A 393-nucleotide genomic window follows, 5' to 3' on the forward strand; every position below is an offset into this window, starting at 1 on the left:
CCTCGACAACGCGCGCGCCCGCGACGCGCTGACAGAACTGGGCCTTAACCCCTTGATGGTGGAAGCATTTCGGGATCGGAGCAACGCCGCCTGAGGAAACCATTGGCGGGCGATCGTTGACGCCGCATTAAGTGCCGCGAACTAGGATCGCGGTTCCCTGTTTTGCGTGCCTGATTCCGAGTTCACCGATGTCCCAGCAAGGTCCGATCCTCGTTGTATCCAGCGCGAGCCGGCCATCTTTTGTCGCCACGCTCGATGGCGCAGGACTGTTTCCCGTAGTCGAGACCGGCTGGGCGGATGCGGCGCGCGCGGTCGAACAGGTCCAACCGGCCGCTGTGCTGGCCGCCACTTCCGACGCCGATACCGCCGGACTGCGGGGCCTCGCCGCGAGAG

1 pseudogene is annotated in these 393 nt (G+C 65.4%); it reads left to right on the forward strand.

Features of this window, described 5'->3' with window-relative positions:
- Nucleotides 1-188: 188 nt before the first annotated feature.
- Nucleotides 189-393: pseudogene (locus tag CQ12_RS45330) on the forward strand (GGDEF domain-containing protein); the annotation flags it as partial.

It is taken from the genome of Bradyrhizobium jicamae, from assembly GCF_001440395.1.
Classification (GTDB): Bacteria; Pseudomonadota; Alphaproteobacteria; order Rhizobiales; family Xanthobacteraceae; genus Bradyrhizobium; species Bradyrhizobium jicamae.